19 protein-coding genes and 1 pseudogene are annotated in these 25629 nt (G+C 62.1%); 17 read left to right on the plus strand and 3 right to left on the minus strand.

Annotation, left to right across the window (positions count from 1 at the left end; translation table 11 throughout):
* The first annotated feature begins 9 nt into the window (after nucleotides 1-9).
* From HDG33_RS33775 to HDG33_RS33805, 7 genes are all read left to right on the plus strand, one after another.
* Nucleotides 10-3084 (plus strand): efflux RND transporter permease subunit, encoded by a 3075-nt coding sequence (locus tag HDG33_RS33775; RefSeq protein ID WP_184039829.1) that lies wholly within the window; start codon nucleotides 10-12, stop codon nucleotides 3082-3084.
* The gene (locus HDG33_RS33780) at nucleotides 3081-6233 is read left to right on the plus strand and encodes an efflux RND transporter permease subunit (RefSeq protein WP_184039831.1); all 3153 of its coding nucleotides are present in this window, start codon (nucleotides 3081-3083) and stop codon (nucleotides 6231-6233) included. Before HDG33_RS33775 ends, HDG33_RS33780 begins: the two co-directional genes overlap by 4 nt.
* Nucleotides 6230-7648: an efflux transporter outer membrane subunit gene (locus HDG33_RS33785; RefSeq protein WP_221311625.1), complete on the plus strand. Its 1419-nt coding sequence runs from the start codon at nucleotides 6230-6232 to the stop codon at nucleotides 7646-7648. Before HDG33_RS33780 ends, HDG33_RS33785 begins: the two co-directional genes overlap by 4 nt.
* A 278-nt stretch (nucleotides 7649-7926) precedes the next feature.
* Nucleotides 7927-8067, plus strand: coding sequence for a hypothetical protein (locus tag HDG33_RS33790; RefSeq protein ID WP_184039834.1), 141 nt, complete (start codon nucleotides 7927-7929; stop codon nucleotides 8065-8067).
* 137 nt (nucleotides 8068-8204) lie between these two features.
* Nucleotides 8205-8870 (plus strand): MipA/OmpV family protein, encoded by a 666-nt coding sequence (locus tag HDG33_RS33795; RefSeq protein ID WP_184039837.1) that lies wholly within the window; start codon nucleotides 8205-8207, stop codon nucleotides 8868-8870.
* Nucleotides 8871-9017: 147 nt separating this feature from the next.
* Nucleotides 9018-9464, plus strand: coding sequence for a glycine zipper domain-containing protein (locus HDG33_RS33800; RefSeq protein WP_184039840.1), 447 nt, complete (start codon nucleotides 9018-9020; stop codon nucleotides 9462-9464).
* Nucleotides 9465-9583: 119 nt separating this feature from the next.
* Complete coding sequence (locus HDG33_RS33805; protein WP_184039843.1) at nucleotides 9584-9835, plus strand: EF-hand domain-containing protein; 252 nt, start codon at nucleotides 9584-9586, stop codon at nucleotides 9833-9835.
* 736 nt (nucleotides 9836-10571) lie between these two features.
* On the opposite strand, the gene HDG33_RS33810 is transcribed toward HDG33_RS33805, so the two are convergent.
* Nucleotides 10572-11318 (minus strand): response regulator, encoded by a 747-nt coding sequence (locus HDG33_RS33810; RefSeq protein WP_184039847.1) that lies wholly within the window; start codon nucleotides 11316-11318, stop codon nucleotides 10572-10574.
* 589 nt (nucleotides 11319-11907) lie between these two features.
* On the opposite strand from HDG33_RS33810, the gene HDG33_RS33815 reads away from it, so the two are divergent.
* Nucleotides 11908-12654, plus strand: a complete 747-nt coding sequence (locus HDG33_RS33815) for a response regulator (RefSeq protein ID WP_184039850.1) — start codon at nucleotides 11908-11910, stop codon at nucleotides 12652-12654.
* 49 nt (nucleotides 12655-12703) lie between these two features.
* On the opposite strand, the gene HDG33_RS33820 is transcribed toward HDG33_RS33815, so the two are convergent.
* Both HDG33_RS33820 and HDG33_RS33825 read right to left on the minus strand, forming a co-directional pair.
* Nucleotides 12704-13663 (minus strand): response regulator transcription factor, encoded by a 960-nt coding sequence (locus tag HDG33_RS33820; RefSeq protein WP_311548412.1) that lies wholly within the window; start codon nucleotides 13661-13663, stop codon nucleotides 12704-12706.
* A gap of 10 nt (nucleotides 13664-13673) precedes the next feature.
* A complete protein-coding gene (locus tag HDG33_RS33825) occupies nucleotides 13674-17102 on the minus strand; it encodes an ATP-binding protein (RefSeq protein WP_184039856.1) in 3429 nt (1142 codons plus the stop codon).
* Between the two features lie 181 nt (nucleotides 17103-17283).
* On the opposite strand from HDG33_RS33825, the gene urtA reads away from it, so the two are divergent.
* The 9 genes and pseudogenes from urtA to HDG33_RS33870 all read left to right on the plus strand — a co-directional run.
* Nucleotides 17284-18558 (plus strand): urea ABC transporter substrate-binding protein, encoded by a 1275-nt coding sequence (urtA, locus tag HDG33_RS33830; RefSeq protein WP_090804068.1) that lies wholly within the window; start codon nucleotides 17284-17286, stop codon nucleotides 18556-18558.
* 55 nt (nucleotides 18559-18613) lie between these two features.
* Nucleotides 18614-19531, plus strand: a complete 918-nt coding sequence (gene urtB / locus HDG33_RS33835; protein WP_090804070.1) for an urea ABC transporter permease subunit UrtB — start codon at nucleotides 18614-18616, stop codon at nucleotides 19529-19531.
* 68 nt (nucleotides 19532-19599) lie between these two features.
* Nucleotides 19600-20766 carry an urea ABC transporter permease subunit UrtC gene (gene urtC, locus HDG33_RS33840; protein WP_184039859.1) on the plus strand — a complete coding sequence of 389 codons (1167 nt, stop codon included), beginning with the start codon at nucleotides 19600-19602 and terminating at the stop codon, nucleotides 20764-20766.
* A gap of 3 nt (nucleotides 20767-20769) precedes the next feature.
* On the plus strand, nucleotides 20770-21513 hold the full coding sequence (gene urtD, locus HDG33_RS33845) for an urea ABC transporter ATP-binding protein UrtD (RefSeq protein WP_090804072.1): 744 nt from the start codon (nucleotides 20770-20772) through the stop codon (nucleotides 21511-21513).
* A gap of 20 nt (nucleotides 21514-21533) precedes the next feature.
* The gene (urtE, locus tag HDG33_RS33850) at nucleotides 21534-22223 is read left to right on the plus strand and encodes an urea ABC transporter ATP-binding subunit UrtE (protein WP_184039862.1); all 690 of its coding nucleotides are present in this window, start codon (nucleotides 21534-21536) and stop codon (nucleotides 22221-22223) included.
* A 52-nt stretch (nucleotides 22224-22275) separates the two neighbouring features.
* Nucleotides 22276-23514 carry a formamidase gene (fmdA, locus tag HDG33_RS33855; RefSeq protein WP_184039865.1) on the plus strand — a complete coding sequence of 413 codons (1239 nt, stop codon included), beginning with the start codon at nucleotides 22276-22278 and terminating at the stop codon, nucleotides 23512-23514.
* A 25-nt stretch (nucleotides 23515-23539) separates the two neighbouring features.
* On the plus strand, nucleotides 23540-23875 hold the full coding sequence (locus HDG33_RS33860) for an FmdB family zinc ribbon protein (protein ID WP_184039868.1): 336 nt from the start codon (nucleotides 23540-23542) through the stop codon (nucleotides 23873-23875).
* 72 nt (nucleotides 23876-23947) lie between these two features.
* Entirely contained in the window at nucleotides 23948-24973 is a 1026-nt protein-coding gene (locus tag HDG33_RS33865) for an aliphatic amidase (RefSeq protein WP_184039871.1), read from the plus strand.
* A 55-nt stretch (nucleotides 24974-25028) separates the two neighbouring features.
* Nucleotides 25029-25444, plus strand: a pseudogene (locus tag HDG33_RS33870) (DDE-type integrase/transposase/recombinase); the annotation flags it as partial.
* Nucleotides 25445-25629 lie beyond the last annotated feature (185 nt).

Below are 25629 nucleotides of genomic sequence, written 5' to 3' on the forward strand. Positions count from 1 at the left end.
GAGCCGACGATGAACGCTTCACGAATCTTTATCGAGCGACCCATTGCGACCGCGCTGTTGATGATTGCGTTGTTTCTGGCCGGGGTGCTGGGATACATCCTGCTGCCTGTTTCGGCGCTACCGGAAATCGACTATCCGACGATCCAGGTCTACACGCAGTATCCCGGCGCAAGCCCGGATGTGGTCAGTTCGTCCATCACCTCGCCGCTCGAAAGACAGCTCGGCCAGATGTCGGGGCTGAAGGCGATGAACTCGACGAGTTCAAACGGCACATCGGTGATCACGTTGCAGTTCGATCTGTCGTTCTCGCTCGACGTCGCCGAGCAGGAAGTGCAGGCCGCGATCAATGCGTCGTCGAGCTTTCTGCCGGCTAATCTGCCGTATCCGCCTGTCTACAGCAAGGTCAACCCTGCCGACCCCCCGGTGCTCACGCTGTCGCTGACATCCGACGTGCTGCCGCTGACGAAGATCGAGGACCTGGCCGATACCCGGCTTGCGCAGAAGATCTCGCAGATTTCAGGCGTGGGCCTCGTCACGATCAGCGGCGGTCAGCGGCCGGCCGTGCGGGTGCAGACTGATACCGGCGCGCTCAACGCACTCGGCATGTCGATCGACGACGTGCGCACCGCGCTCGGCAGTGCCAACGTTGACCAGGCGAAGGGCAGTCTCGACGGAAAATACCAGTCGTATTCGATCGGTGCGAACGACCAGCTGCAATCGGCGGCGGACTATCGCGACCTGATCATCGCGTACCGGCAAGGCGCACCGGTTCGGCTGGCGCAGATCGCCAGGTCGATCGACAGCGCCGAGAATTTGCAACAGGCGGCATGGACCAACAGCACGCCGTCTATCGTGCTGAACATCCAGCGGCAGCCGGGCGCCAACGTGATCGATGTGGTCGATAGCGTGCAGAAGCTGTTGCCGCAACTGCGGGCGAGCTTGCCCGCATCGGTGAAGGTCGCCGTGCTGACGGATCGCACGAAGACGATCCGCGCGTCGGTTGCCGACGTCGAAACGGAGCTGGCAATCGCCGTGGCGCTCGTCGTGATGGTGATCTTCGTATTCCTGCGCAATGTGCCCGCTACCGTGATTCCCGCTGTCACCGTGCCGCTTTCGCTCGTTGGCACGCTCGCGGTCGCGTACGGGCTCGGCTTTTCGCTGAATAACCTCACGTTGATGTCGCTGACTGTCGCGACAGGCTTTGTCGTCGACGACGCGATCGTAATGATCGAGAACATTACGCGCTACATCGAGGCTGGGCAAACGCCCCTGAGGGCCGCGATCAAGGGTGCGAAGGAGATCGGCTTTACGATCGTCTCGTTGTCCGTGTCGCTGATTGCGGTCATGATCCCGTTGCTGTTCATGGGCGACGTGGTCGGGCGCCTGTTCCGCGAGTTCGCGCTGACGCTGTCGGTTGCGATCGTCCTGTCGGCGTTGGTGTCGCTGACGCTTACGCCGATGATGTGCTCGCGCATGTTAAAAGCGCAGCCACACTCGCATCGGGTCGATTTCTTCGACCGGCTCAACAGTAGGTACATACGCGGTCTCGACTGGGTGTTGTCGCATCGGCGCCTGACGATCGCATCGGTGGTGTTGACGGCCACGCTGACGTTCGTCGTGCTGATGCTGATGCCGAAGGGCTTCTTTCCCGAGCAGGACACAGGTCTGATCGAAGGTGTCGTGCAGGCCGCGCCGACCATTTCGTTCCAGCGCATGATCGGCCAACAGCAGCAGGTCGTCGACCGGATCGCACGCGATCCGGCAGTCGCAAGTCTCTCGTCGTTCGTCGGCATCGACCAGACGAGACCGACGATCAATCAGGGCACGCTGTTGATCAACCTGAAGGACAAGGGCGAGCGAGCGCGCATCGACGAGGTGATTCGCCGCCTGACCGATGACACCGCAGGCCTCGCGGGCGTGCGCCTGTTTCTGCATCCGGTGCAGGATCTGACGCTCGACGACACCGTCTCGACGACGAGCTACCGGCTCGGCGTGCAGTCGACCGATCCGGCGCTGCTCACTCGCTGGACTGGCGAGCTGGTTGGCGCGTTGCGCGGCGATCCGGCGTTTGCCGACGTGCAGAGCGAGGCGATGCAGTCAGGCAATCAGGTGCAACTCACGTTCGACCGCGATACCGCGTCGCGCCTTGGCATTACGCCGCAGGCGATCGACGACGTGCTGTACGACGCGTTTGGTCAGCGCCAGGTGTCGACGATCTACACGCAGTTGAACCAGTATCACGTGGTGCTGGTCGCGAGAAACAACGCCGACGACCTTGCGCATCTGCTTTCAGGACTCTATGTCGATACGTCGTCGGGCAGCCTCGCGCCGCTCGCGTCGATGGCGACGATGAAGGTAATGCCCGCGCCGCTGAGGATTGATCGCAAGGGCCAGTTCCCGTATGCGGACGTGTCGTTCAATCTCGCTCCCGGATACAGCCTCGGCACGGCGATCGCTCGTCTTGAGCGGGTCAAGGAGCAGATAGGGTTGCCGCAGTCCGTCCAGGTGTCGCTGGAAGGATCGGCCGCGACCTTTCAGTCGTCGCTGGCGAGCGAAGGGTATCTGGTCGCCGCTGCCGTGATCGTGGTCTATCTGATGCTCGGCATCCTGTATGAGAGCTTCATTCATCCGGTCACGATCCTGTCCACGCTCCCCTCGGCGGCGCTTGGCGCGCTGCTGGCGCTGCTGATGACCGGAACCCAGTTCGACATCATGGGCCTGATCGGTATCGTGCTGCTGATCGGCATCGTGATGAAAAACGCGATCATGATGATCGACTTCGCGCTGGACGGGCAGCGCAACCACGGCCTGTCCGCGCACGCTGCGATTCGGCGTGCGGCTGAACAGCGTTTCCGTCCGATCCTCATGACGACGATGGCGTCGCTGTTCGGCGCACTGCCGCTCGCGTTCGGCTCCGGCATGGGCTCCGAGTTGAGGCATCCACTTGGCATCGCGATTATCGGCGGCCTGTGCGTCAGCCAGTTGCTGACCTTGTTCTCGACGCCGGTGATCTATCTGGCGATGCATAGTCTGGAAAGACGCTTTGCCGCGGACGAGCCGATCGTAACGGAGTATGTGCAATGAACCTGTCTGGCCCATTCGTCAGGCGGCCCATCGCGACGACGTTGCTGGCGGTCGCCCTTGCGCTGTTCGGTATCCTGGCATTCAGGCTGCTGCCGGTTGCGCCGCTGCCTGAAATCGACTTTCCTACGATCCTGGTGCAGGGGCAACTGCCCGGCGCCGATCCGACGACCGTGGCCACCTCGGTCACGACGCCGCTCGAGCGGCAGTTCGGCCATATTGCGGGCCTGGCCCAGATGACGTCGGTCAGCTCGCGCGGGCAAACGCAGATCACGTTGCAGTTCGACCTGAGCAGGAATATCGACGGCGCGGCACGCGACGTGCAGGCCGCGATCAACGCGGCGAAAACCAACCTGTCGCCCAACATGGACGGCAGCCCGACGTATCGCAAGGTCAATCCCGCGGATTCGCCCATCCTCGTGATCAGTCTGACCTCCGACACGGCCACGCCAGCCCAGCTTTACGACGCGGCGTCGACGGTGCTGCAACAGAAGCTGATGCAGACAACCGGCGTGGGCAACGTGGTGGTGGGCGGCGCCGCGCTGCCGGCGGTGCGGGTCGAACTGAATCCAGATCGGGTGAGCCACTACGGCATCAGTCTGGAGCAGATCCGCAGCACGATCGGGAATGCGAATGTCGATTTGCCCAAGGGATCGATGTCGGCGAGCGGGCAGAACTATTCGATCGGCGCGAACGACATGCTGTATTCGCCCGCCGACTACGGACGGCTGATCGTCAGGCAGAACAACGGCAACATCGTGCGTGTGTCGGACCTCGGCTATGTACGTCAGGATGTCGAGCAGCTCGAGAACTACGGCCTGTCGAACGGCAAGCCGGCCGTGTTGCTGGTCCTCTATAAGGAACCGGGCGCGAACGTGATCGACGCCGTCGACAACGTGAAGGCCGAACTCCCGGCGCTCGAGGCGGCGATCCCGTCGTCCATCAAGCTGGCGATTTCGGTTGACCGTACGAAGACGATCCGTGGCTCGCTGCTCGACGTCGAAATGACGCTGCTTGTATCCATCGTGCTCGTGACGGCCGTCACGTTCGCGTTCTTCCGCAGCTGGCGCGCGACGCTCATTCCGGCGATCGTCGTACCGCTGTCGCTGCTGGGTACGTTCGGGGTCATGTACGTCCTTGGCTACAGCTTGAACAACCTCTCGCTGATGGCCTTGACCATTTCGACCGGTTTCGTGGTCGACGATGCAATCGTCGTCGTCGAAAACATCATGCGGCATCTGGCGCGCGGCAAGAAGCCCATCGAGGCGGCACTCGCAGGGGCGCAGGAAGTGGGCTTCACGGTGTTTTCGATCAGCGTTTCGCTGATCGCGGTATTCGTCCCGCTGCTGTTCATGGGTGGCCTGATGGGCCGGCTGCTGCGTGAGTTCTCGGTGTCGCTTTCCGTTGCGATCGTGATGTCGATGCTGATTTCGCTCACGGTCACGCCGATGCTGACGAGCATTTTCCTGCGCGCAGGACCGCAAGCCGGGAACGGCGACGAGCATCACGAAAGCGGATTTTCTCGCCTGTACGGCACATCGTTGCGCTGGGTCATCCGGCATCCGCTATTGATGGGTGGCGTGACGGTGCTGGTGTTCGTGCTGAACCTCTGGCTGTTCACCGTGGTTCCGAAAGGCTTCTTCCCGGAGGAAGACACGGGGCTGCTGCTTGGCACGCTGCAGGCGTCGCAAAGCATCTCCTGGCACGAGATGCAGCATCAGTTCCAGATGGTCAACAAGGCGGTGCAGGAGAATCCGAACGTCGCGTTCGTGGGTGGCTTCGTGGGGGGAGCGAACGCGCTCAACAACGCACTGCTGTTCGTCACGCTCAAGCCCCTGGGTGAGCGTCGCGCGACGGCCGATCAGGTGATCGCCCAGGTGCGCCGACGGCTTGCCGATATGCCGGGGACACAGCTCTATCTGCAGTCGTTGCAGGACCTCGCGGCCGGTGGCCGACAGAGCGCCGCGCAGTACCAGTACACCCTTACCGCGGACGACCAGGCGACACTCGATCAATGGGTGCCGAAGTTGGTCGCGCAGATGCACAAGATGCCGGCGCTGGCCGACATCAACACCGACCAGCAGGACAAGAGCATGCAGGTCGGCATCGACGTCGACCGCGACTCCGCCGCGCGAATGGGCGTGAGTTTCAAAGATATCGACGAGGCGCTTTATGACGCGTTCGGCGAACGGCAGGTCTCGGCCATCTACGGGAGCGCGAATCAGTATCACGTCGTGATGGAGGTGGCGCCCGAGTACTGGACAAGTCCTTCGGTACTGAAGGACATCCATGTTCCGGCGAGCCCGGCGCTCGCCACGAGCGGCGCGTCGACGACCGCCGCCGGGGGGGCAGCCGGCGCAAGCGCCGCTACGCCGTCGGCCGCGGCCCAGGCGAACGGTTCAGCGCTGGTGCCGCTCGCCGCGATGGCCCGGTTCTCGACCGACCCCAGCGCCATTTCGATCAATCACCAGGCTACGTTCCCCGCCATTACCGTATCGTTCAATCTGCGCCCCGGTGCATCGATCGGACCCGTGACGCAGCAGATCAGTCAGGCCGTCGCTGCGCTCAGAATGCCGGCGAGTATCTCCGGCGCGTTCGCGGGCACGGCAGCAGCGTTTCGTGAGTCGATGGCGAGCGAGCCGCTGCTGATCCTCGCCGCGCTGTTGTCGGTGTACGTCGTGCTCGGCATGCTGTACGAGAATCTGGTTCATCCTTTGACGATTCTCTCGACGCTGCCTTCCGCGGGCGTCGGCGCTTTGATCGCGCTGCTGCTCACTCACACGGAGCTGTCGATCATCGCGTTGATCGGCGTGCTGATGCTGATCGGCATCGTGAAGAAGAACGCGATCATGATGATCGACTTCGCGATTGCCGAAGGGCGTCAGCATGCACTGCCGCCGGAGGAGGCGATCGTGCGCGCGGGCCTGATCCGCTTCCGTCCGATCATGATGACGACGGTCGCCGCAATTTTCGGCGCGCTGCCGCTCGTGCTGGGATCAGGCTACGGATCCGAATTCCGCAAGCCACTCGGCATCTCGATCATCGGCGGTCTGGTGTTCAGCCAGGTCATCACGCTCTATACCACCCCTGTCATCTATCTCTGGCTCGATCGGGCGTCGCAGCGGTTGCGGCGCCGAAGGAAACACGCATGAAATCGCCCATCGGATTCCTGTCGGCCGTGTCGGTCGGCATGCGCTGCTGCGCCTGTGCGCTCGGCGCCACGCTCTGGCTTTCGGGCTGTGCGGTCGGCCCGGACTATCACCAGCCGGCCGTAGCGATTCCAACGCAGTTCAAGGAAGCGGGCACACAGTGGCGACTTGCGGCGCCCAACCCGCAGGCATCGCTCTCAACCCGGTGGTGGGACGCGTACGACGATCCCGAGCTGTCCCGGCTCGTCGACGCAGCTCTGCAGTCGAATCAGTCGATTGCAGGCGCGGCGGCCGCCTATCGGCTCGCGCAGGCCACCGTCGCTGCAGACCGGGCGAGCCTGTTTCCGACGCTCGGTGTCGACGCGTCGGCCTCGCACAGCTCGAGCACGACGGCGGAATATGCGAAGGCCTACGCGAGTTGGGAAGTCGATCTGTGGGGCGCCGTGCGCCGGCAGATCGAGTCGGGCAAGGCGAACGCGCAGAGCGCGGATGCGACGCTTGCCGGCGAGCGCTTGTCGATTGCCGCGACGCTGGCGACCGACTATTTCGACATCCGCCAGCTCGATATCGACATCGACCTGTTGCGGCAGCAGGAGGCGGTCAACGGGCGGATTCTCGCGATCACGCGCGCAGCGCTGGCACAGGGGACCGCGTCGCAAGTCGATCTGCTGTATGCGCAGGACACGCAGGAGGCGGTTGTCGCGAACCTGCAAATTTCACAGACCTCGCGCGAGCAGGACGAGCACGCAATCGCGGCGCTCACGGGTGTGCCGCCGGCTTCGTTGTCGATTGCACCGCGGCTCGACTATGTGTTTCGCCAGCCCGAGGTGCCATCCGTGCTGCCGTCTGCGTTGCTGGAAAGACGGCCTGACGTGGTCAGCGCGGAACGCACCGCTGCTGCTGCGAACGCGCTTATTGGGGTAGAGAAGGCCGCATTCTTTCCGGACCTCGATCTATCGGCACAGGGTCTCGTGCAACACAACACCTTCGCGACGCTGTTCTCATTGCCGACCCGGATGTGGTCGCTCGGTCCCTCACTTGCCGCCACGCTGTTTGACGGTGGTGCCCGCGTGGCCGCCGTGCACAAGGCGCAGGCGACCTATGACGAAGACGTCGCATCTTACCGCGAAGCCGTGCTCACGGCGTTCCAGAACGTGGAAGACAGCCTGTCGTCGCTGAACCATCTGCGCCAGCAGGAGCACGCGTTTGCCGACATTTACCAGCGCAACTGGCAGTTGCTGGAGAGCGTCGCCGCGCAACTGACGGCTGGAACCGCGAGCGAGCAGTCCGATTTGACTCAGCAAGTGACGCTACTGACGGCCAGACAGAACCTGAACGACACGCAGGGGGCACTGGCGAAAAGCGGCGTTGGGCTGGTGAAGAACCTCGGCGGCGGCTGGATGTCGTCGAAGAGTTAGGCTCGATCCCATGATGGCGGGCGCGCCGTTGTGACGTCGTCTGCCGATCTGCGCGGTCCAGAGTCCGGTAGCGCCCACGGCCGTTTTTCAAAGTCCGCGTCTCGAACTGCGTGCAAGGCCCCGTTACGTCCACTCGTGCGGTATCGCTTCCCCGCGACGTGGCTTGACATGACATGCAACACATTTCCAACAACATGTAGCGCACAGGTTCCCTACATTGGCGGCTGTGTCATGCGGGGTTCGCCAGTGGGGCGAATCCATCACATGGAGAGTGTGCAGTGAAATTTGAAATCGTTCTCGTGTCTGCTGCCAGTGCGGCAATTTCAATGGCTGTCGGCAAGGCGCCTGCGGGGTCCCTGGCGATTGATATCAGCGTGGGCGTTGCGGTTCGCCGGACAACCATCGATAGATGGGCTTGAACATGCATGACTATCGCTTTGTCGCCGCGGTTTTCAAGCGAGGCCGCGCACGGCGGTGGCTGGGCGCGCTCGCCGTCATCGCCACTGAGTGCCTGCATTACTCACCAGCGTTGGCGCAGTCGTCGCCGGACGATAGCATGGGCATCAACGTGACCGCATTGCCCCACTATGAAGGCAGCAAGTCCTATCGTGTGCTGCCGTTGCCCATGCTGTCGCTGTTGAACGGGGCAATCTTCGTGCAGGGGCTCACGGGCGGCGTCGCCTACCCGTTGGGGCCGAGTGTTGCGGTGGGCCCGCTGATCGGCGTACAACTGGGCCGCAACCAGGACTATGCGGCGGTGCTCAACGGCATCGGAGATATCGCAACGTCCTTCGACTTCGGTGCGTTCGCGCGCTGGCATTATGGTCCAGCGAGCGCGGGTCTGCGCTTCCTTCAGTCCGCGCATGCCGGCTATGGCAATCGCGTCACGCTGAGCGCGTCCTATGCGCTGGTCCAGAAACCCGTTGACCGGGTGTCGGTGTCCGCCGACGCCGTGTGGTCCAACGGACCTTCGCAGCAGACGCGGTTCGGTATCGACAGCGAGCAGGCTGCGTCCAGCACGGCCGGCCTCTCGCCGTATCACCCCTCAGCCGGCTTTTCGCGAGTCGACCTCAAGGTCGACTGGAATCATCGGCTGAACCAGCAGTGGTCACTGCAAAGCGCCTTCGGCGTCGGTTCCTTGCTCGGCGATGCTGCGAACAGTCCGATCGTTGAACGACGCGCGGCTGTATTTGGATCGGTGGGCGCTGCTTACCACTTCTGAGCGCTTACTTCGCGCTGCATCATCGTGAGAGCATTATCAATGAACCAGAATCTGACATCGACTCGTATTGCGCCACTGCTTGTCAGCCTCGCTGTTGGGTTGGGCATGGCGGGGTGTGCGGTTACGCCGCCGAGTGCGCCTACCGTCATGGCGGTCCCAGCGAACGGCAAGACCCTCAACCAGTTCCAGCAGGACGACTATAGCTGCCGCATGTACGCGACGCAGGTCGTGAATCCGGCGGCGGTCTCGCATCAGGCGGCAACCTCCGGTCTTGCAGCTACCGCCGTCGGCACGGCTGGAGGCGCCGCGGCCGGGGCTCTGATCGGCGCCGGGGCGGGCAACGCCGGTGCCGGCGCCGCAATCGGTGCGGGTGCCGGACTGCTGCTCGGCAGCATGATGGGCTCGGCGCAGCACAATCAGACCGAAGCGTCATTGCAGCAGCAATACGACAACGCGTACGCGCAATGCATCACGTCGAAGGGAGATACGATCGAAACACCTCGTTCGGCAGCGATCGTCGTGCCTGTACGCCCCGTGCCGCCCCGCGCCGTAATCTATGGCGCCCCCCCACCTTACTACTACGCACCGTACTGATTTCGCTCATATGGTCGTGGCATGGCTTGACCTGGAATTCTGCCGGCTGGAAATCCTGGGTCGAGCTTTATCCCCCGGCTATTCCGTGCACGTCATTCATTTTCTTAAAGGAGTCTTTGATGAAACGTTTATTCATTATTCTGGCTGCAGCGTTCGCTGTGTCGTCTGCGTTCGCGCAGAGCAGCATGCAGCAGATGTTGGAAGCGCGCTTTACTGCCGCGAATGCAACTCATGACGGCAAGCTCACGAAAGAACAGGCGGAGGCAGGTATGCCGCGCGTCGCAGCCCATTTCGATGAGATCGATACTACGCATCAAGGGTACGTGACGCTTGAGCAGATCGAGCAGTTCGCTGCGCAGCATCGGCAGTAAGCGCTTGCAAGGCAAGCTTCAATACCCTCGGCTGGTTCAACCGTGTATTGAATATGTCCCATCGGGTCGCCTCATCACGTCGAATGATGGGGCTGCTGCGCGCTCCGGTAACCCGACGCCAGCAACCCGCCATGCGCAAGCCGATAGCTAGAAGTTCTGCGGGCCTTCGCCCCCAGCGGTAATGCCTGAACGCATCCCTAATGCCAGTCGCTGAGCCTCAATTGAAAGGAGTTGAAATAATGCTTGATGCGCGTGTTCTTTGTCGCTTTGCGCTTGCTGCCGGTTTTTGCATGAGTGCCGCGGTGCTTAGCGGCTGTGTAGTCGTTCCGGTGGGTCGTCCAATAGTGGCCCGGCCACTGGTTGTAGTCCCTCGACCGCCACTGATCGTCGCCCCCGCGTACTATTGACCTGAGTCTATTCGTGTCCGCCCCGTGGGCGGGCGGGATGCATAGCGGCCGCTTTGCATCCTGTCCGAAGCTCGCCGCAGGGACGATGCGCAACTGCGTCCAGTTCACGGATAGCGACCAGGATATAACGGCCGCTCAAAAATCGTGTATATCTGAGTGAGTCAGTGAGCCGGCGCTCGACTGATCTTCGATTACCCTTGCCATGGCGTTCGCGGTGGTCACCACCTGGCCGCTGCTACCGTATAGTAGTTTGGCGACTGGTCGCGCTCGAAGCAATAAGCGCATATTCCGCGAAAGGCGCAACAGCAGCATGAGGGCAACCAGAGACTTCAGTTATGCGAATGGTGAGTCGATGTGCCGGCAGCATGCTCTTCGAGGTCCGGCACGAAGACGTATCCGCACCCGCGAACGGTCTGGATGAATCGTGGTGTCGACGGGTCAGTTTCCACGATGCGGCGCAGACGATAGACCTGAACGTCGATGCCGCGATCGGCGGACTCGGATTCCGCGCCATGAAGTGACTTGAGCAGACGCCGGCGGGTGAGTGTGCACATGGGAGAATTAACGAAAATCTGCAGCAGCGCAAACTCACTGGCAGATAAGGTAAGAGACGTCTCTCCGCTATTCAGGGTGCGCGACTGAAAGTCCAGCGTGAACGCGCCGAATGTGTAAGGTTGCCGTCGTTGGGGAATGCCCGCATCGGGTACGGCGCGCTGGCGCCGCAGCACTGACTGAATCCGTGCTACCAGCTCACGCGGGTTAAACGGTTTGCGGAGATAGTCATCGGCACCCAATTCAAGGCCAGCGATGCGGTCCTCTTCGTTGGCGCGGGCGGTGAGCATCAAGACTGGAATGTCGTCGCCTGATGCGCGCAACCTACGTAGTGCCGTCAAGCCGTCGACGACCGGCATCATGAGATCGAGCACTATCAGGTCCGGGCGTTCGTGTTTGAGCCGGTGTTCGAGCGAACGCGCGTCATGTAGCACTGACACGTCGAAACCCCACCTTACCAGGTAGCGGCGAGTCGCATCACACAATTCGGCGTCGTCGTCGATTAGAAGAATCTGAGCTGACATAGGAAGAGAATAACGCTCACAAACGAGTGATGACCGGGGCCGCGACTAACCGCAATGCGAGCGCACCGCAGAAGCTGCAGCACACGATCGATCGAAGAAATGTAGGCGAAATTCATAACGCCAGGTGTTAGCAAATCATGTCAGGAAATGTCATCGACGGGGCCTGTTTTTCTGTCTGCAAATGCACGGGTGCACTCGCTTTCTCGCTGACCACGAGCGACAGATGTAATATGAGCAGTCAGGATGGCATGCCCGGTACATACGGGTGGCGCCGGGCGGTCGTGGGCTTTCGCCAGTCAGTGTTGTGGCCAGCACAATCGATGACATCTTTTGACATACCTTTCCAACACATCCAGTGCGGAGATCCTTGTATATTCCGTTCGTCGAACCATACGGAACTTCCTGTGGCATGCAGATGCATGCGAAGGTGTTAGCGGGTTGCAAGTCCGTTTTCTTGCCAAAGGAGGCATTGGATGTCGCTACGGAACTGCATGCCGCACTGGCACTGTCTGAGGTGCAACGTATCGCCGCGTAGCATCGGAAGCAGGAACTAAAAGACAGGCTTTATTAGAGGTGTCTGCTTAATCATATGTCAGATGATCTGCCAACCGGTCGCATCATCGTGCTTGACGATGATGTTGAAATCCGCAATATGCTGCAACGCTTTCTGACGGCACAAGGTTTCTCGGTGCGCGCGGTGAAGACAGGCATTGAGTTGGACGTATTGATCGAGCGCTACCCGTTCGACCTGTTGATTCTCGATATCATGATGCCAGGCGAAGACGGTCTGTCCATCTGCCGTCGGTTGCGTGCTCGGAGAGAGACAATCCCCATCCTCATGCTAACAGCGCGTGGCGATCCCGCGGACAAGGTCGTAGGTTTGGAGATTGGCGCCGACGACTATCTCGCGAAACCGTTTCTGCCGAGCGAGCTGATAGCGCGGGTTCGGGCGATGTTACGTCGGCAGCAGTTTCAGGTGCGCCTGCAAAACGTGCGGGGCGAGATGCTGCTCGCAGGCGAGTCGCAATGCTTGCGGTTCGGCGCCTTCAGGCTGGACGTTCGGCGTAGAGAATTGATGTCGGACGAAGCGGGCATCGTCGAACTCGGCGCAGCTGAAATGCGTCTCCTGTGTGCGCTTGCGGAGACGCCAAACCGTCCCGTAAGCCGCGCAAATCTGATAGAGCGCGCGCGTGGGTCGCAATATGAGGCGAGCGCCCGCAGCGTTGACGTGCAAGTTCTTCGCTTACGACAGGTGATTGAGACAGAGGCAACCTCGCCGCGACATATCCGCACAGTGTGGGGCCTCGGCTACATGCTCGTTGCAACCCCAAACTAAAGCGTCACCTGTTGGACGCTCGAAAGTGACATTCGACCGTTCAGCTATTTCAGGCCCTGTCCAGCGCCTTGATCGCAAGCGCAGCGCCTGCCGCGCGCGTCTCGACGTGCAGCTTACGGAACAGATGTTCGAGGTGCTTGTTCACCGTGCGCGGCGCCATGCCGAGAATGTCGCCGATATCGCGATTCGTCTTGCCGCGAGAGACCCAGAGCAGCACTTCGGCCTCGCGCGCCGTCAAATTGAAGCGCGCCGCGAGTGCGCTGCTGTGCACAGTGTCATCGGTCTCCTTGAGGGTGAGGATCCACTCTCCAGGATCGGGAGCGGAGGTTGCGCTCGCGGAACGCCGCACGTGTCCTGCGGTGAATTCGAGGACGGCGCCGGTCGGACTCCCGCGCCCGAGCCAGTCCGCAAACCAGTCGCGCAACAGCGGCGGCAACATGGGGTGCGCAACCGCTTGCACGTGGTCATCGGCGTGGCTGGCCCGGTAGGCAGAAATTTGCCGTGCCGCTTGCGGACTCTGCCAGCGGATCGCGCCATCGGCGCCGACGATCAGCGCCGCCCGCGCATCGAGCGACAGTGCCGCGTGCGCATAGAGTTGCGCACGTGAGCGCTGCACGTGTGCGCCAATGCGCGCGCAAACCTCCTCGGGACGCACGGGTTTCGTCACATAGTCGATGCCGCCGACGCGAAACGCGCGCACCACATGCTCGCTTTCCGTTAATGCCGTCATGAAGATCACGGGCAGATGTTCGTGGCGAACGTCCTGTTTCAGGTGGCTGCAGGTCTCGAAGCCATCCATGCCAGGCATCATCGCGTCGAGCAACACGACGTCGGGCGTCACGCGTGCGAGGCGCTTGAGCGCTTCTTCGCCCGAGAGCGCGACCAGCACCGCGTAACCATGTGCCTGAAGCGTATCGGAGAGAAATGCGAGGTTGTCCGGCGTGTCGTCGACAATCAACACGACGGGACGCTCGCGCAGCCACTCGGGCGACGCATCGGTGGAGTTCATCGCGCGCGCGTCAGACGTCCGCGGCGCGAGACAGTCGGTCGAGTTCATGCTCAAGCTCCCTTAGCTGAAAGCGTTCCGCCAAAGCGCGCAACACGTCGATCTGCTCCTGTAGCGCGGGCCATGTCGCGCGCGCCGAGTCGAGTTGTTCGATCACGCCTTGCAGGTAGCCGACTTCGAGGTGTGCGCGCAGCCGCTCGAGCACCGCTTTCGGCCACGCGACATCCAGTGACGCGTGCCTGACGGGCGGCGTGGCTTGCGCGGACGTGGACGGCTCGGATGGGATCCAGTCGAGCACGAGTAACTGCGCGAGCTTGTCGAGCAACAAATTGATCTGGAGCGGCTTCACGAGATATCCGGCGCATCCGGTCGCACTCGCGCGTTCCCGATCGTCGGCAAATGCATTAGCCGAAAGCAGCACGATCGGGGCGTTCGACAACTGGTTTTCGCGGATCAGCCGGCTGGCTTCGTAGCCGTCCATCAGCGGCATTGAGATGTCCATGATGATCACGTCGACGCTGTGTGTCGCCAGCCAGCGCAACGCGTCGGGGCCGCTCTCCGCCTCGGCGACGTCGAAGCCGAGCGGCGTCAGCAGTTGCACGACGATGCCGCGCTGATCCGCGAGATCGTCGACGACGAGAATCGCGCGCTTCGGCCCGGTATAGCCGCGGATCGCCGCGAGTTCAGTGCGCGCGTCGGCTGCGCTGTTCACTGCTGGCGCGAACAGTCGCACGATGAAGCGGGTGCCGCGCCCGACCTCGCTGTCCACTTCCAGACTGCCACCGAGTGCCTGCGTGAGAAGCCGGCAGATCGTGAGCCCCAGTCCCGCGCCGTGATCGTGCGCATGCGCCGCTTCGCCTCGCTCGAACGGCAGGAACAGGCGCTCCATCTCGGCCGGAGGAATTCCGGGGCCGGTGTCGACTACTTCGAACTTCAACGTGTCGAGCACGTGACTCACACGCAGCGTCACAGTACCCGTGGACGTGAAGCGAATCGCGTTGCCGATCAGGTTGGTCAAAATTTGACCCATGCATTTCTGGTCGGTACGCACGGTGGCGGGCAGGCGGCCTACGGTCTGCACGTCGAAAGCGAGCGTTTTCTCGAGCGCCTGCGGGCGCAGCATTGAGGTGACGTGCGCGACGAAATCCACCAGTGACACGCGTGCGATGTTCAGTTCCAGCTTGCCCGCCTCGATACGCGCGACGTCGAGCAGCCCATCGACGAGCGCAAGCAGATGTTCGCCGCTGCGGTGAATCGTTCGCACGGCACTGTAGCGCGTCGGCGAAAACTCCTCTTTCGCCTGCAAAAGCAACTGTGCATAGCCGAGAATGCTGTTCAGCGGTGTGCGCAACTCGTGGCTCAATCCGGACACGTAGCGGCTTTTCGCCTGATTCGCCGATTCGGCGGCGGCCGTCGCGCGCTTGAGCGCGGCGTCGGTTTTCTGGTGCGCGTCGATTTCCTGCATCAGCAATTCGTTTTGCCGTTGCGATTCTTCCTGCGTGACGCGACGGCTTTCGCGCTCCAGCACGAACCACCACGCCGCTATGCAGCCGACGAGAGAAAGCGCGAAGAATATCTTCAGAAAACTGTGGCCGATCGCGCTGTCGATCGACGATCCGTCGACGGCGAGCGAGGTCACACTCTGTGACCAGATCAGATAGAGCACGCTCGCGAGCACCGCGAGTATCGCGCACATGAGGCTGGCATAGTGCATGAGACGCAGCGCGGCTGGGCCGAGCCGCACGCGGGGAAACACGCGATGTAGCGCGCGATCGGCTTGCGACGCGAAGCGTGCGTGCGGCTTGCAGCGATCGTGGCAGCGCGAATCGAGCGAACAGCACAGCGAGCAGATCGTGCCGCCGTAGGCAGGGCAGAAGGCTGTGTCTTCCGGTTCGAACGCGTTCTCGCAGATCGCGCAGCGAAGCGAAGTGGCGTTGCCCGTGGGTTGGGCGGCGCGCGCGATGTAGTAGCGTCCGCGCGTGACGATCGCGAGCACCGGAGCACAGGCGACTGCCACGCCGAACGCGATGAACGACGACATGGCTTGTGCCAGCAAACCGAACATGCCGCTCTGCGCGAGCATCGCGGCGGCGGCGGCGATCAGCATCGCGCCTACGCCGACGGGATTCACGTCGTACAGATGTGCGCGTTTGAATTCGATATGACGCGGGCTAAGCCCAAGCGGCTTGTTGATGACGAGATCGGCGAACAGTGCGCCGATCCACGCGATCGCGATGTTTGCGTAGAGCGACAGCACCTTGGCGATCGCCTCGAATACACCCATTTCCACGAGCAGCAGCGCGATCATCACATTGAACACGAGCCACACCACCCGCCCCGGATGGCTATGCGTCAGACGGGCAAAAAAATTCGACCACGCGAGCGAGCCCGCGTACGCATTCGTCACGTTGATCTTCAACTGCGAAACGATCACGAACAGCGTCATCGCGGGCAGCGCCCAGCTCGCGAGCCCAAACGGATCGAGCAGCAGGTGATAGGCGACGAGGTACATCTGGGTGGGCTGCGTGGCCTCCGCCGGACTGACTTCATACTGGATCGCGACGAAGGCGAGGAATGCGCCGCCGAGCATCTTGAGCGCGCCGGGCACGATCCAGCCTGGTCCCGCCGACAGCAGCGCGAGCCACCAGCGCGTGTGGTTCTTTGCAGTCAGCGGCGGCAGGAAGCGCAAGTAATCCACCTGCTCGCCGACCTGCACGATCAATGCAAACACCACGGTCGAGGCCTGCCCGAACGCGATCACGCTGAACGCGCGGCCTTGCGCAGCGAAGCCGGCAAAGGTCGTCCATTCGTGCACCAGACCCGGATGGTGCCACAGCACGGCCGCATAGGGCAGCGCGAACAGTACCAGCCACAGCGGCTGAGTCCAGCTTTGCAGCCGATTGATCAGCGTGATGCCGAACATCACGATCGGAATCACGACGAGCGAGCTCAGTACATAGGCGATCGCCAGCGAGATATGAAAATAGAGTTGCAACGCGAGCGACATGATGGCCGCTTCGAGCGCGAAAAAAATAAACGTGAAGACGGCATAGAGCAGCGACGTGAGCGTCGAGCCGATATAGCCGAAGCCCGCGCCGCGCGTAAGCAGATCCATGTCGACGCCATGGCGCGCGGCGTAAAAGCTGATCGGCAGACTGGTGAGCCAGATGAGCACCGATACGACCGCGATCGCCCAGACCGCGTTCGTAAAGCCATAGTTGACGACGAGACTGCCGCCGATCGCTTCGAGCACCAGAAAAGACACGGCGCCGATTGCCGTGTTGGCGACGCGCAGTTCCGACCAGCGTCGAAACGAACGCGGCGTGAAGCGCAACGCGTAATCCTCAAGCGTTTCGTCGCCGACCCACGCATTGTAGTCGCGCCGCACCTTGACGATGCGTTGGGTACTGGGCGTGCCCACTGACGGGTGACTCTGGGGCATGGAGATGATCTGGATTGGTGCGGAAACGATCGGATCGGTGTCTGATGCAAATTACATTCCAGTGGGACTGCGGGGAATACGTCAATCGACGTATTCCGGTTGCCAATTTGGCTTTCTACATTGCGTCCAACCTCGAACCAGCTCTCGCAAGAAGCGCAGGGCGACCGATAAGGAGAATGTGATGTCCGCAGACGATCGAATCGATGATGATGCTCGCACACCGTCGCCGTTGCGCCGGAAACTGATCGGCGGCCTCGCCGCCGCGCCGTTGATGGCGCTGGGGCTGCCACGTACTTCATTTGCTCAAACGCCGCCCACCGCCAAGGTGAACACCACCGGACTGGCGGTGACCGATACCACGGTGACAGTCGGCCAGTTGCATTCGGCGACCGGCACGATGGCGATCTCCGAAACCGGTTCGATCCAGGCCGAACGCCTTGCGATCGAGCAGATCAACGCAATGGGCGGCGTGCTCGGGCGCAAGATCCAGATCATTCAGGAAGACGGCGCCTCCGACTGGCCGACCTTCGCGGAGAAGTCGAAGAAGCTGCTCGAGAACGACCACGTCGCCGCCGTGTTCGGCTGCTGGACCTCGGCCTCGCGCAAGGCAGTGCTGCCGGTGTTCGAGAAGGACAACGGGCTGCTCTATTACCCGACCTTCTACGAAGGCCTCGAACAATCGAAGAACGTGTTCTACACGGGCCAGGAAGCGACCCAGCAGATTCTCTGGGCGCTCGACTGGGCGTCGAACACGAAGAAGGCCAAGACGTTTTTCCTGATTGGTTCCGACTATATCTGGCCGCGTACGTCGAACAAGATCGCGCGCCGCCATATCGAGCAGCATCTGCACGCGAAGGTCGTCGGCGAGGAGTATTACCCGCTCGGCACGACCGAGTTTGCGTCGCTGATGAACAAGATCAAGCTCGCGCGGCCGGACTGCATTTTCGCGAGCGTGGTGGGCGGCTCGAACGTTGCGTTCTACAAGCAGCTCAAGGCGGCCGGTATCACTCCGCAGAAGCAGTTCCTGCTGACGCTGTCGGTAACCGAGGACGAAGTGCTCGGCATCGGCGGCGACAACTTCGCGGGCTTCTATTCGTCGATGAAATACTTCGAGGCACTCGATAACGAGAACAACAAGAAGTTCGTCGCTGCGTTCAAGGCGCGCTACGGCCAGAAGTCCGTGATCGGCGACGTGACCCAGGCCGCGTATCTCGGCCCATGGATCTGGAAGGCCGCCTGCGAGCGCGCGGGCAGCTTCGACGTGGACAAGGTGGTGGCGTCGTCGGCGGGCATCGACGTGGCCAATGCGCCGCAGGGCTATGCGAAGGTCGATGCGAATCACCACCTGTGGAGCCGCTCGCTGATCGGCCAGGGCCAGGCAGACGGCCAATTCAAGGTCGTCGCGCAGTCCGACCAGCCGATCCAGCCGAATCCGTTCCCGAAGGGCTACATGTAATCCGTCAACCGCAGCTGCGCGGCGACGCAACGCGCCGTCGCGCGAGGAGCGCTCGATGTCCGCCACCGACATTTTCAACATCACGCTGATGCAGGGCTTCGCCGGTCTGAGCCTGTTCAGCGTTCTGCTCCTGATGGGGCTTGGGCTCGCCGTGATCTTCGGCCAGATGGGCGTGATCAACATGGCGCACGGTGAATTCATGACGATCGGCGCTTATACCGTCTACATGTTTTCGTGGTTCTCGCAGAACGTCTGGCACGCGTTCACGCCGGTGTACTTTTTCTTCGCGATCGTCGCGGCGTTCGGCCTCGCGTTCGCGGCGGGCTGGCTCGCCGAATGGGCATTGATCCGCCATCTATACCGCCGTCCGCTCGACACGCTGCTCGCTACCTGGGGTCTGAGTCTCGGCATGCAGCAAGTGTTTCGCTCGACGTTCGGGCCGAAGGAAGTGAGTCCTGCGCTGCCCGACTGGCTGATGGGCTCCTGGGAGCCAGCGCCTGGCCTGGATATTCCAGTCAGCGGCATGTTCGTGATGGGACTCGCGCTGGTCATGACAGGTGGACTGCTGCTCGCGCTCTACCGCTCGCGCTGGGGCCTGCGCGTGCGTGCCACGGTTGCCAACCGGCCCATGGCCAACGCTGCCGGCATCAACACGCGGCGCACTGACCGGATGACCTTCGCGATCGGCTGCGGTATTGCGGGGGTGGCGGGCGCGGCGTTCACAGCGATCGGCTCGACCGGACCCACCAGCGGTTCTCTTTATATCGTCGATTCGTTTCTTGTCGTCACCTTTGGCGGCGCGGCGAGCCTGCTCGGCACCGTGGCCTCGGCGTTCGGCATCGCGCAGATGCAGTCGATCAGCGAGTTTTTCCTGTCGGGTTCGATTGCACGTGTTCTTACGCTGCTGACGGTCGTCGTGATCCTGATGCTGCGTCCGCAGGGACTCTTTGCGTCGAAGGTGCGGCGCGTGTGAGTGCAGGGCGCCGTGCACGGCTCATTCGTGCACGGCTCATTCACTGATTAATTCGTATGGAGATGGACATGGAACCCATCCAAGCCGTGGCGGGGAGCGTTTCCCCGCGATCCGGTCCCAGCGCGCCGGGAGGCTGGCGCGCGCTCGCGATGCGGCTCGACGCGTCGGGTTACGTGGGCATCGCGATACTCGCGGTGCTGATCGTTGTCGTGTTTCCGCTTGTGCTGGATACGTTTCGCCTGAACCTGATGGGCAAGTACCTCACCTACGCTTTCGTGGCGATTGGCCTCGTGATCGCGTGGGGCTACGGCGGCGTGCTCAGCCTCGGACAAGGCGTGTTCTTCGGCCTCGGCGGTTACGCGATGGCGATGTTCCTCAAGCTCGAGGCGTCCGACCCGGCCGCCACCCACACGCAGACCACGCCCGGCATTCCCGACTTCATGGACTGGAATCAGCTCACCGCGCTGCCTACGTGGTGGAGGCCGTTTCATTCTCTACCGTTCTCGATCCTTGCCGTGCTCGTGGTGCCTACGGCTCTCGCGTTTGTCGTCGGTTATGCGATGTTCAAGCGGCGGGTGGGCGGCGTGTACTTCGCGATCATCACGCAGGCGGTCGCCTTGATTCTTTCGGTGCTGATCATCGGCCAGCAAGGATATACGGGTGGCGTGAACGGGATCACCGATCTGCGCACGCTGCTCGGCTGGGACATCCGCACCGACCACGCGAAGCTGGTTCTTTATTTCGTCAATGCGGTGCTGCTGATCGGCGCGCTGCTGGCCTGTCGCTGGGTCCAGCGCAGCAAGCTCGGCACGCTGCTGCTCGCGATGCGCGACAAGGAGGACCGCGTGCGCTTCTCCGGTTACGACGTCGCGATGTTCAAGGTGTTCGCGTTCTGCCTCGCGGCGCTGCTCGCGGCTGTCGGTGGCGCAATGTTCACGTTGCAGGTGGGTTTCATGTCACCGTCGTTCGTCGGCATCGTGCCGTCGATCGAGATGGTGATCTATGCCGCAGTCGGCGGGCGCATGTCACTGGTGGGCGCGGTGTACGGCGCGATTCTCGTCAACCTCGGCAAAAGCTGGTTCTCGGAGAGCCTGCCTAATCTCTGGCTCTATCTGATGGCGGCGATGTTCATCGGCGTGGTGATGGCCTTTCCGAACGGGCTCGCGGGTCTCTACGAAGAGCATGCCCGGCCGCGTATCCGCCGGTGGCTCGGCGCAGCGAACAAGGAGATCTGACGCATGAGCAACACTGACTTTCTGCTTGCGATCGAAGATCTGAGCGTGTCGTTCGACGGTTTCAAGGCGATCGATTCGTTGAACCTCTATCTCGAGCGCGGCGAATTGCGCGTCGTGATCGGCCCGAACGGCGCGGGCAAAACGACGCTGCTCGATCTGATTTGCGGCAAGACCAGGGAAACCGCCGGCAGCATCAAGTTCCGCAACGAGGAAATCACGAATCTCGCCGAGTTCCGGCGGGTGCGCAAGGGCATCGGCCGCAAGTTCCAGACGCCGTCGATCTACGAAAACCTGAGCGTCGCGCAAAACCTCGAAGTGTCGTTTCCGCGCGGACGCAGCGTGTTCGGCGCGCTCGCCTATCGCGAGGATGCCGAAGTGGCCGACCGGGTGCGTGCGGTAGCCGATGAGATCGGTCTTGCCGCTTCGCTCGATCTCGAAGCCGGGCTGCTGTCGCACGGCCAGAAGCAGTGGCTGGAAATCGGCATGTTACTGATGCAGGACCCCGAACTCCTGATGCTGGACGAACCGATTGCAGGCATGAGCGCGCGCGAACGGGAAGTCACGGCGGAACTGCTCGATCACATTTGCCGCAATCGCTCGATGATCGTGATCGAGCACGACATGGCCTTCGTCGAGCGGATCGCGCACAAGGTCACGGTCATGCATCAAGGCAAGATCCTCGCGGAAGGGCCGATGGCGCAGGTGCAATCCGATCCTCGCGTGATCGATGTCTATCTCGGCCACTGAATTTACACGGAGAACACATCATGCTGGAAGTCGACGATCTCGTGGTCAGCTACGGCCAGAGCGAGGTGCTGCATGGCATCGGATTTTCCGTGGCGAACGGCGAAAGCGTCGCGGTGATGGGCCGCAACGGCATGGGCAAGACGACGCTTTTCAAGGCGCTCATCGGCATGCTGCCCGCCAATCGCGGCACGGTGCGGGTGGGCGGCGCCGACGTGTCCAAAGACGAGAGCTACCGGCGCGTGGCGAAAGGGATCGGCTACGTGCCGCAAGGCCGGCAGATCTTCGCGTCGCTGAGCGTCGAGGAGAACATCCAGACGGGCCTCGAAAACGCGCGCAGCCAGCTCGTGCCCGACGATCTCTACGCGCTCTTTCCCGTGCTGTTCGACATGCGACGGCGCAAGGGCGGCAACCTCTCGGGCGGCCAGCAACAGCAGCTCGCGATTGCGCGCGCGCTCGCGACCGATCCGAAGGTGTTGCTGCTCGACGAGCCTACCGAGGGCATTCAGCCGTCCGTCATCAAGGACATCGCGAAGGCACTCAATCAGATTCGCACGACCCGCAACATCGCCATCGTGGTGTCCGAGCAGGTGTTGAGCTTCGCGCTCGACGTCGCCGACCGGCTCTTCGTGATCGAAGGCGGCCGCTTCGTACATCAAAGCACCCGCGATGCAGGCGACACCGACCGCATCCGCGAATACCTCTCGGTATGAGTGCGGCGCACCGAACCGCATTTACTGACCCTCGAATCATGGAGCGAACGCAATGCCCGAAACTCTCATCAAGGTGGATCTGAACCAGCCGGCCTACGAAAACACGCAGGTGCACAACCGCTGGCACCCGGATATTCCGATGGCTTGCTGGGTCAAACCCGGCGACGACTTCATCCTCGAAACCTACGACTGGACCGGCGGCTTCATCAAGAACGATGACAGCGCCGACGACGTGCGCGACATCGATCTGTCGATCGTCCATTTTCTGTCCGGCCCGGTCGGCGTGCATGGCGCGGAACCCGGCGATCTGCTGGTCGTGGACCTGCTCGACATCGGTGCGAAGTCCGAGAGCCAGTGGGGCTTCAACGGATTTTTCTCGAAGTCCAATGGCGGCGGTTTTCTGACCGACCATTTTCCCGCCGCGCAGAAGTCGATCTGGGATTTTCACGGCGTCTATACGAACTCGCGCCACATTCCAGGCGTGAATTTCGCGGGTCTGATTCACCCCGGCCTGATCGGATGCCTGCCTGATCCGAAACTGCTAGAAACGTGGAATGCACGCGAAACCGGCCTGATCGCGACCGCGCCGGAGCGCGTGCCGCCACTGGCGAATCCGCCGTTCGCCGCGACCGCGCATATGGGGCAACTCACGGGCGACGCGCGTGACAAGGCGGCGGCGCAAGGGGCGCGCACCGTGCCGCCGCGTGAGCACGGCGGTAATTGCGATATCAAGGATCTGTCGCGCGGCTCGAAGGTGTTCTTCCCCGTCTACGTGGATGGCGCAGGACTTTCCGTCGGCGATCTGCACTTCAGCCAGGGCGACGGCGAGATCACGTTTTGCGGCGCGATCGAAATGGCGGGCTGGGTACACATGCGCGTGAATCTGATCAAGGGTGGCATGGCGAAATACGGAATTCGCAATCCGGTATTCCAGCCGAGTCCTATCACGCCGAATTACAACGACTACCTCATTTTCGAAGGCATTTCGGTCGACGAGCAGGGCGCTCAACATTATCTCGACGTGACGGTCGCGTATCGGCAGGCTTGTCTGAACGCGATCGAGTATCTGAAGAAGTTCGGCTATTCGGGCGCGCAGGCGTATTCGTTGCTCGGTTGTGCGCCGGTGCAGGGGCACATCAGCGGCGTGGTCGATATTCCCAATGCGTGCGCGACCTTGTGGCTGCCGACACAGATCTTCGACTTCGACATTCGCCCAAATGCCGATGGGCCCATCCAGCACATCAAGGGCGGTGTGGATTTGCCATGCTCGCCGGATCTGGCGAACGTCTGAGCCAACGCTACCAGGAGAGCTTGTCATGCCGATCTACGACTTCGAATGCGTGAGTTGCGGTCCCTTTTCCGTCATGCGGCGCATGGCGGACCGCGAAAAGCCTTGCCGCTGTCCCGAGTGCGGAGGGGAGAGTGGCCGGGTGATCAGCGCGCCGTCGCTAGCCTTGATGGCGAATACACGGCGCTCCGCGTACGCAACGAACGAGCGCGCGCAGCACGCGCCGCGCCAGTCCGGTGACGGGGCGCCGTTGCGTCATCGGGCGGGATGCAGTTGCTGCTCGGGTGGCAGCGCGAAGCTCGCGGGATCGGCTTCGGACGGCCTCAAACGGCCGGCAGGACGACCATGGATGATCAGCCACTAGTGAGTGTGTGCTGAAGCGGAGCGGGCGGCCCGAAGTCCGCCTGCGATCTGAGGGACTTAAGGAGGATATGTCATGCGACATGGCGATATTTCGAGCAGCAACGATTGCGTGGGCGTCGCGGTGGTCAACTACAAGATGCCGCGTCTGCATACGAAGGCGGAGGTGCTCGACAATGCGCGCCGCATCGCCGGCATGGTGATCGGCATGAAACAGGGATTGCCCGGCATGGATCTCGTCGTGTTTCCCGAGTATTCGACGCACGGCATCATGTACGACCGGCAGGAGATGTTCGATACGGCGTCGACGGTGCCGGGCGAGGAGACGGAAATATTTGCGGCGGCGTGCCGCCAGGCCAACGTCTGGGGGGTGTTCTCGATCACGGGAGAGCGTCACGAAGAACATCCGCGTAAGGTGCCGTACAACACGCTTGTGCTGATCGACAATCGCGGCGAGATCGTGCAGAAGTATCGCAAGATCATGCCTTGGACGCCGATCGAAGGCTGGTATCCGGGCGATCGTACCTACGTGACGGATGGGCCGAAGGGTTTAAAGATCAGCCTGATCATCTGCGATGACGGCAACTATCCCGAGATCTGGCGCGACTGCGCGATGAACGGCGCGGAATTGATCGTGCGCTGCCAGGGCTACATGTATCCGGCCAAGGAGCAGCAGGTGATGGTGGCTAAGGCAATGGCGTGGATGAATAACACTTACGTCGCCGTGGCGAATGCCACGGGCTGGGACGGCGTGTATTCGTACTTTGGTCACTCGGCGATCGTGGGTTTCGACGGGCGCACGCTCGGCGAGTGCGGCGAGGAGGAGATGGGCGTGCAGTACGCGGAGCTCTCGCTGAGCATGATCCGCGACGCGCGGCGCACGATGCAGTCGCAGAACCATCTATACAAACTTCTGCACCGCGGGTACACGGGCACGATCAATTCGGGCGACGGCGCGAACGGCGTGGCGGCCTGTCCGTTTGGGTTCTATCGCGACTGGATCGAAGACCCCGACGGCACGCGCCGCCGCGTCGAAGCACTCACGCGCCCGACGCCAGGGACGCCGGAGTGTCCGATTGAAGGGATTCCGAACGGGGCGTGAGGATTGGTTCGCCGGGCGTTGTCACGTTCGCGCGCTGGTCAGCTACGATGACGTGATGAAGAAGACGAAATCGCTCTACCATGGCCATCGATTCCCGGCGTCAGTCATCAGCCACGCGGTTCGGTGGTCAGGACTGCCCGTCGCAAGCCGGGCAGCACATGGCATCTCGACGAAATGTTCGTGACGCTGCGCGGCGAGCCCTGGCTGCGGTGGCGTGCAGTCGATGAGCACGGCATTGAACTCGACATCCTGCTTCAGAAGCGCGGCGACAAGGCCGCTGCCAAACGCTTCTTCAAACGGGTGTTGGCGGCCTGTCCTGCGGCGCCGAAGAAAATCGTCACCGACCAGTTGCGCAGCTACCCGGCCGCGAAAACAGAGATCCCTGAGCTGGCGAATGTGAAGCACGTGTTCGTCAAGGCCTGCGCGCGCGTGAACAACCGCGCTGAAAACAGATCCTATGAAGCATCCAGGTCGTCGACTGGCTAACGCTTAAAATCGGCGTACCGAGATTTGCTCACGGGAGAGCATCATGCGTACAGATCAGGGATACACGCGTACTGAGGAACCGGCGCTGGCGGTGTCACTCGAACTCGCTGCGGCGAAGTGGAAGGTAGCGTTGCACGACGGGCAGCGGGAGCAGCCGGCGGTGTACACCG

The organism is Paraburkholderia sp. Cpub6 (genome assembly GCF_014201065.1).
GTDB classification, from domain to species: Bacteria; Pseudomonadota; Gammaproteobacteria; order Burkholderiales; family Burkholderiaceae; genus Paraburkholderia; species Paraburkholderia tuberum.

Coding starts and splice junctions, on each gene's coding strand:
- HDG33_RS33820 (WP_311548412.1), bottom strand. CDS start 13,663: ATGAACTCCACCGATGCGTCGCCCGAGTGGCTGCGCGAGCGTCCCGTC.
- HDG33_RS33800 (WP_184039840.1), top strand. CDS start 9,018: ATGGCGGTCCCAGCGAACGGCAAGACCCTCAACCAGTTCCAGCAGGAC.
- HDG33_RS33785 (WP_221311625.1), top strand. CDS start 6,230: ATGAAATCGCCCATCGGATTCCTGTCGGCCGTGTCGGTCGGCATGCGC.
- HDG33_RS33780 (WP_184039831.1), top strand. CDS start 3,081: ATGAACCTGTCTGGCCCATTCGTCAGGCGGCCCATCGCGACGACGTTG.
- HDG33_RS33810 (WP_184039847.1), bottom strand. CDS start 11,318: ATGTCAGCTCAGATTCTTCTAATCGACGACGACGCCGAATTGTGTGAT.
- urtC (WP_184039859.1), top strand. CDS start 19,600: ATGGAACCCATCCAAGCCGTGGCGGGGAGCGTTTCCCCGCGATCCGGT.
- urtA (WP_090804068.1), top strand. CDS start 17,284: ATGTCCGCAGACGATCGAATCGATGATGATGCTCGCACACCGTCGCCG.
- HDG33_RS33775 (WP_184039829.1), top strand. CDS start 10: ATGAACGCTTCACGAATCTTTATCGAGCGACCCATTGCGACCGCGCTG.
- HDG33_RS33795 (WP_184039837.1), top strand. CDS start 8,205: ATGGGCATCAACGTGACCGCATTGCCCCACTATGAAGGCAGCAAGTCC.
- HDG33_RS33815 (WP_184039850.1), top strand. CDS start 11,908: ATGTCAGATGATCTGCCAACCGGTCGCATCATCGTGCTTGACGATGAT.
- urtE (WP_184039862.1), top strand. CDS start 21,534: ATGCTGGAAGTCGACGATCTCGTGGTCAGCTACGGCCAGAGCGAGGTG.
- HDG33_RS33805 (WP_184039843.1), top strand. CDS start 9,584: ATGAAACGTTTATTCATTATTCTGGCTGCAGCGTTCGCTGTGTCGTCT.
- urtD (WP_090804072.1), top strand. CDS start 20,770: ATGAGCAACACTGACTTTCTGCTTGCGATCGAAGATCTGAGCGTGTCG.
- HDG33_RS33865 (WP_184039871.1), top strand. CDS start 23,948: ATGCGACATGGCGATATTTCGAGCAGCAACGATTGCGTGGGCGTCGCG.
- urtB (WP_090804070.1), top strand. CDS start 18,614: ATGTCCGCCACCGACATTTTCAACATCACGCTGATGCAGGGCTTCGCC.
- HDG33_RS33825 (WP_184039856.1), bottom strand. CDS start 17,102: ATGCCCCAGAGTCACCCGTCAGTGGGCACGCCCAGTACCCAACGCATC.
- fmdA (WP_184039865.1), top strand. CDS start 22,276: ATGCCCGAAACTCTCATCAAGGTGGATCTGAACCAGCCGGCCTACGAA.
- HDG33_RS33860 (WP_184039868.1), top strand. CDS start 23,540: ATGCCGATCTACGACTTCGAATGCGTGAGTTGCGGTCCCTTTTCCGTC.